The sequence below is a fragment of the Brevibacillus daliensis genome (genome assembly GCF_021245735.1).
Classification (GTDB): Bacteria; Bacillota; Bacilli; order Brevibacillales; family Brevibacillaceae; genus Brevibacillus_B; species Brevibacillus_B daliensis.
This window is the reverse complement of record NZ_JAJISB010000072.1, coordinates 1-1,423: the sequence shown is the minus strand read 5'-3', so window position 1 is coordinate 1,423 and position 1,423 is coordinate 1. Positions and strand designations below refer to the sequence as shown.

Sequence of the window (1,423 nt, the reverse complement as noted above, 5' to 3'; positions counted from 1 at the left end):
CGTTAGAATTCCTGTAAAACGAATAATTTAGAGTTTGAACAAAAACGAGCGCCTCGGTACGATGGGGTTGTACACGAGGTCATAGCCTCAAAAAGCCCATCTAGGAGGTCGCTCTTCTATGAAGTTTAAAGCACAGGAAAAACAAAATCAACTCATTGAAAACATTTCCTCATCCCATCTAGTAATTGGTGTAGATATTGCTCAGGAAGCTCATGTTGCTCGTGCAGTTAGCTACCGGGGAATTGCATTAGGTAAACCGCTAGAATTTGGCAGCCACCGTGAAGGTTTTCAACTATTTGGCCGCTGGATTAGGGATCTGTTTAAAACCTACAAGCTTAACAAAGTCATTGTGGGCATGGAACCCACCGGCCATTACTGGCTGAGTCTGGCACGCTGGCTCTCTTCTCAAGGTATTGAAGCCGTTCTCGTCAATCCCCATCTCGTCAAAAAGAACAAAGAGAACCGCGACAATACCCCATCCAAAAGCGACCGTAAGGACGCGCTTGTCATTGCAGATATGGTCAAAAACGGGTATTACTCCCCTGTGCGTTTTAATCCAGAATCCTACGAGGAACTACGAATTCTTATGGCTAACCGGGAAACCGTTACCAAACGACTCAACAGTGCTGTTAACCAGATTCATCGCTGGGTAGATATAGTGTTCCCTGAGCTAAGGCAGGTCTTTAAGATCCTTACCTGCACCAGTGCCATCGCTACGCTCAGGCTTTTCCCCTTACCAAAGGAAATTAGTCGGTTAACCACTGAACAGATCTTGGCTGGCTGGAAGCAATATGTGAAGCGTCATGCCGGAGTTAAACGGGCGGAGCAGCTCATTTCATTGGCAAAATGCAGTGTTGGTACTACTACGGCACTCCGCGCCTACAAGCTTCACTTGGGTCAACTACTAGAGGAATATGACTTGGCACAGCGCCAGCTGGAACAGATTGAGCATGAACTCCATCTCATCTTAGGTCGTATTCCCTATGCGCAAAAGCTGCTTGAAATCCGAGGTGTTAATGCAACGAGCTTAGCCGGTTTGCTAGGCGAGGCTGGTGATCTAAGCGGCTATACACACGGAAATGCTTTACTCCGACATGCTGGTCTGAATCTGGCTGAGGCAAGTTCAGGGAAGTGGCGTGGGAAAATGGTGCTCAGCAAACGCGGTCGTCCACGTCTACGGCACTTCCTCTACCTCATGACGATGTGCATGGTGATGACCAATCCGGACGTTAGAGCTTTGCACCACCACAATGTTGAAGTAAAGAAATTAAAGAGGATGAAATCGATTATGAAATTGTGCGGTAAAGTCGCCCGTATTCTTGTTGGCCTGGCTAAGAGCAACGATGCTTACGATTCGACCAAAGTCTTCCTGCAAGCTGCTTAAGTCTAGTCTATCCTCACCAGTTCATGTATTCGCAGGATG

Annotated in this window: 1 protein-coding gene; it reads left to right on the top strand. The window is 47.3% G+C overall.

Annotated elements, in window-relative coordinates; genetic code table 11:
* Positions 1-118 precede the first annotated feature (118 nt).
* The gene (locus LM917_RS24260) at positions 119-1,384 is read left to right on the top strand and encodes an IS110 family RNA-guided transposase (RefSeq protein WP_232700271.1); all 1,266 of its coding nucleotides are present in this window, start codon (positions 119-121) and stop codon (positions 1,382-1,384) included.
* The last annotated feature ends 39 nt before the right edge of the window (positions 1,385-1,423 follow it).